Below are 4,505 nucleotides of genomic sequence, written 5' to 3' on the forward strand. Positions count from 1 at the left end.
CCTGTGGGAGAGTAGGACGCCGCCGAACTCCTTTTAGAAAGCCGTGGGCTTCGAGACGAAGAAATTCGCCTCGAAGCCTACGGCTTTTTTGCGTTATACCGCCACCACCTGCCCCGTGGCCTCGCCGTCCCCGTTTTCGTCCCCGTCCTCGTTCTGGTTCTCGTCCTCGCGCCGGACCGCTGAATTGCGTTCCGTCCAGCCCAGCAGTGCGGTGTGGCAGGCACGGTCCATGTGCCGCAGCCCGCTGAGGTCGAGTTCCACGGCGCGGCCGGCACGCGGGAGCGCGTCCAGTTCGTCCAGGAGCTTCGGCAGCCGCAGGAAGTTGGCGTTGCCGAGCACACGCACCCGTACGTCCCCGCCCGGCGTCGTCGACGTCTCGATGTGGACGTGCGAGGTCTCCCAGGCCGCCTTCACCACCGCCATGAGCAGGCCGATGATGACGCCCTCGAAGAGATTGGTGACCACGATCGCGACGGTGGTCGTCAGCAGCACCGCGACCTCGCCGCGGTGGTCACGCCACAGCGGGCCCAGTTCCTTTCCCGGCAGCAGCTTCCAGCCCGCGTGGACGAGTACGCCGGCCAGGGCCGCGACAGGGATGAGCTCCAGGGCCCAGGGCAGCAGGGTCGCGAAGACCACCAGCCATACGCCGTGCAGCACGCGCGAGGCCTTCGTCCGCGCGCCCGCCCGTACGTTGGCCGCACTCCTGACGATCACGGCCGTCATCGGCAGGGCGCCGAGCGCGCCGCAGACGGTGTTGCCGGCGCCCTGGGCGATGAGTTCCTTGTCGTAGTCGGTGTGGGTGCCGTCGTGCAGCCGGTCGACGGCCGCCGCGCTGAACAGCGACTCGGCCGACGCGATGAGGGCGAAGGCCAGTACCGTTCCCAGCACTCCGAACTCCGTCAGGCGCGCGAAGTCGCCGCCCGCCGGTGGCTGGATCGCGTCGAGGAGCCCCCGCACCTGGACCCTGTTGACGGGCAGGTCCAGCACCGCCACCACGGTCGTGGCCAGTACGACCGCGGCCAGCGGGCCGGGGACGAAGCGCTGTGCCTGCTGCCAGCGCGGCCACAACACCAGTACGGCCGCGGTGCCGGCGCCGACAGCGACGGCGGCCATGGCGTCCGCCGAACCCAGCGTCTCGGTGAGGAGCGTGACCAGGCCGCCCAGCTTCTCCAGGCCTCCGGCCGGCGCTTCCGCGTCGGCGAGCGCGTACAGCTGTCCGGCGATCAATACGACCCCGATGCCCGCGAGCATTCCCTGCACCACCGCGACGGAGATGGCCCGGAACCAGCGCCCCAGTTTGAGCAGCCCCATGGCGACCTGGAGGACGCCGGCCGTGAGTACCAGTACGCCCAGGGCCCGGAGCCCGTACTCCCGCACGGCCTCGTAGACCAGCACCGTCAGCCCGGCCGCCGGGCCGCTGACCTGCATGCTGCTGCCCGGCAGCAGACCGGTGAGCAGTCCGCCGACGATGCCGGTGACGAGCCCCAGCTCGACGGGGACGCCGGACGCGACGGCGATGCCGACCGAGAGCGGCACGGCTATGAGGAACACGACGAGCGACGCGGTGAAGTCGGCCCGGAGGTTGGCCCTGAGGTCAACTCGGGACGCGACATTTCGGGCATGGCGGAAGAGTGTCTTCTGCATGAGGAATGCCTCCAGCGCGCTCGAAGGCGCGCGCAGCGATGCGGTGGGGATCGAGGCGATCGTTGCCAGACAGGTGGAGTGTGGAGTGTGAGGTGGGGAGTGTGGCGGAGCAGAGCGGAGTGAAGCGTCACGTCACGCAGGGGCGGACGGCGGCGGCACGGTTCGCAGTACGGAACACGGACAATTGCCGTCGTTCCTGCCGGCGCCGTGCTGTTAATCACTCGACCATATTTTGGCCAAGTTGTGGTGCGTATCCGCGAGTTGATTTGTAACCACGGTGTAAACGCGGTGTCGAGCAAGGTGTCGAACAGCAGGAACGGACGGTTCCCATCACACCGGCGGACGCCTCCGAAGCCACACGGGGAACACCGCACTCGTCGCACCCCACCCGTCCCACACCATGGGCAAAGTCCCCGCACCGCGCCCCCGAAGTGCGAAGATGACCGGCCTACGACCCGACGAAGCCCGGCCGGCACCCACCGCCCCGCCCGCGAGGCACGGCGGCCCGGCCCGGCGCAGCGAGAAGGTGAGCCCCGTGAGCCCCGTTGCCCAGAAAGTCGCCGTCCTCGGCACCGGAAAGATCGGGGAGGCCCTCCTCAGCGGCATGATCCGCGCCGGCTGGTCGACCGACGACCTGATGTGCACGGCCCGCCGCCCCGAGCGCGCCGAGGCCCTGCGCACCCGCTACGGCGTCGAGGTGGTCACCAACACGGAGGCCGCCAAGGCCGCCGACACCCTCATCCTGGCCGTCAAGCCGCAGGACATGGCGACGCTCCTCGAGGAACTCGCCCCGCACCTGCCCGCCGACCGGCTGGTCATCAGCGCCGCGGCCGGCGTGCCCACCGCCTTCTTCGAGGAGAAGCTGCCGCCCGGCACCCCCGTCGTGCGCGTCATGCCCAACACACCCGTCCTCGTCGACGAAGGCATGTCCGTCATCTCCGGCGGCTCCCACGCCACCGAGAACCATCTCCTCCGCACCGAGGCCATCTTCAAGCCCGTCGGCAAGACGCTCCGCGTCCCCGAGAACCAGCAGGACGCGGCGACCGCCCTCTCCGGCTCCGGGCCCGCGTACTTCTACTACCTCGTCGAGGCCATGACCGACGCCGGCATCCTCCTCGGCCTCCCCCGCGACAAGGCCCACGACCTCATCGTCCAGGCGGCCATCGGCGCCGCCGTCATGCTCCGCGACAGCGGCGAGCACCCCGTGAAGCTGCGCGAAGCCGTCACGTCTCCCGCCGGTACGACGATCAGCGCGATCCGCGAGCTCGAGAGCCACGGAGTACGGGCCGCCCTGATCGCCGCCCTCGAAGCGGCCCGCGACCGCAGCCGCGAGCTGGCGTCGGGCGACGCCTGAGCCACAGGGGCCGATGCCGCTGGTCCGTCCGACTCGGACCGGCGGCATCGGACGTTCAGGCGGGCGGCATCAGGCCGATGGCCCGGTACGCCGCGTCCACCGTCGGACGGGCCAGCCCCCGGGCCCGCTCGGCACCCGCCCGCAGGACCTCGTCCACATAACTGGGGTCCGCACACAGCTGCGCATGACGCTCCCTGACCGGACGGCAGAGCTCCACGACCGCGTCGGCCGTGTCGCGCTTCAGCGCGCCGTACGAGGCATAGGCTCCGGCCAGCTCCAACGGCTGCCGACCCGTGCACGCGGCAAGGATCTCCAGCAGGTTCGTCACGCCGGGCTGCGCCTCGCGGTCGTACGTCACCTCGCTGCCGCTGTCGGTCACCGCGCGCATCACCTTCCTACGTGCGACATCGGCCTCGTCGAGCAGATAGACGATGCCCGAGCTCTCCGCGTGCGACTTCCCCATCTTGGACGTCGGGTCCTGCAGGTCCATCACCCGTGCGGCCACCTTCGGAAGCACCGCCCTGGGCACGGTGAAGGCCGGCCCGTAGCGCTGGTTGAAACGCACGGCCAGGTCGCGCGTCAGCTCGAGGTGCTGGGCCTGGTCATCACCCACAGGAACCTCGTCGGCCCCATAGGCGAGGATGTCCGCCGCCATCAGCACGGGATACGTCAGCAGCGACAGCCGTACGCTCCGGCCCGCGGCCTGTTCGCGCGCGACCTTCTCCTTGTACTGGATCATCCGGCGCATCTCCCCGTCCGTGGCCGTGCACTCCAGCAGATAGGCGAGCCGGGTGTGCTCGTCCACATGGCTCTGCAGGAACACGGTGCAGCGCTCGGGGTCGAGCCCGGCCGCGAGGAGGAGCGTCACCGCCTGCCGGCTGAGCCTTCGCACGCGGGCGGGGTCGTGGTCGACGGTCAGCGCGTGCAGGTCGACGACGCAGAAGAGGGCGTCGGCGCGGTGCTGGTCCGTCTCCACCCACTGGCGGATGGCGCCGAGGTAGTTGCCGAGTGTGAGGTGGCCGGTGGGCTTGATGCCGCTGAAGATCCGTGCCGTGTGCGCCATGGGTGTCTGCACTCCTTGGAGGTGGGACCACCGCCACGGACAGCAGAACGGCCGCCGAGGCGGCGGCCGGGTCGCGATTGCATGCGCAGGTGGTGGGCCGCCGTCAGGCGGCCCACCACTGCTGGACGAGCGCATGCTGGGTCATGCGGCGACGGTACGTCGCCGAAACCCCCTTGCGCCACCGGTTTGATGACGCATACAGGAGCGTGTAGAGTTCTTCGAGTTGCCGCGGCGTCCCTCGGGACGGACGAGGCAGCACTTCGAGCCGCACCGGCGGCACTCACCACTTGCACGGCCCTTGAACGGGATGAATTTCGGCGTGCCCGAAATTCTGAACGGGATGGCCTGGGACTCCGATTAGGAGTCACCGGGAAAATCCGCTAAAGTAGTGATCACGCCGGAAGGCGCGAAACACCCCGCTCCAACAGGGGGCCGGAAACGGAA

Annotated in this window: 3 protein-coding genes; 1 reads left to right on the forward strand and 2 read right to left on the reverse strand. The window is 69.7% G+C overall.

The annotated features are described in order from the left end of the window. Positions 1 to 93: 93 nt before the first annotated feature. A complete protein-coding gene (locus tag ACIG36_RS33265) occupies positions 94 to 1,644 on the reverse strand; it encodes a SulP family inorganic anion transporter (protein ID WP_399936249.1) in 1,551 nt (516 codons plus the stop codon). 535 nt (positions 1,645 to 2,179) lie between these two features. On the opposite strand from ACIG36_RS33265, the gene proC reads away from it, so the two are divergent. Then, positions 2,180 to 2,998 (forward strand): pyrroline-5-carboxylate reductase, encoded by an 819-nt coding sequence (gene proC, locus ACIG36_RS33270; protein ID WP_399936250.1) that lies wholly within the window; start codon positions 2,180 to 2,182, stop codon positions 2,996 to 2,998. A gap of 55 nt (positions 2,999 to 3,053) precedes the next feature. On the opposite strand, the gene trpS is transcribed toward proC, so the two are convergent. After that, entirely contained in the window at positions 3,054 to 4,061 is a 1,008-nt protein-coding gene (gene trpS / locus ACIG36_RS33275; RefSeq protein ID WP_399936252.1) for a tryptophan--tRNA ligase, read from the reverse strand. Between the last annotated feature and the right edge of the window lie 444 nt (positions 4,062 to 4,505).

It is taken from the genome of Streptomyces sp. NPDC053048, assembly GCF_044547045.1.
GTDB lineage: Bacteria > Actinomycetota > Actinomycetes > Streptomycetales > Streptomycetaceae > Streptomyces.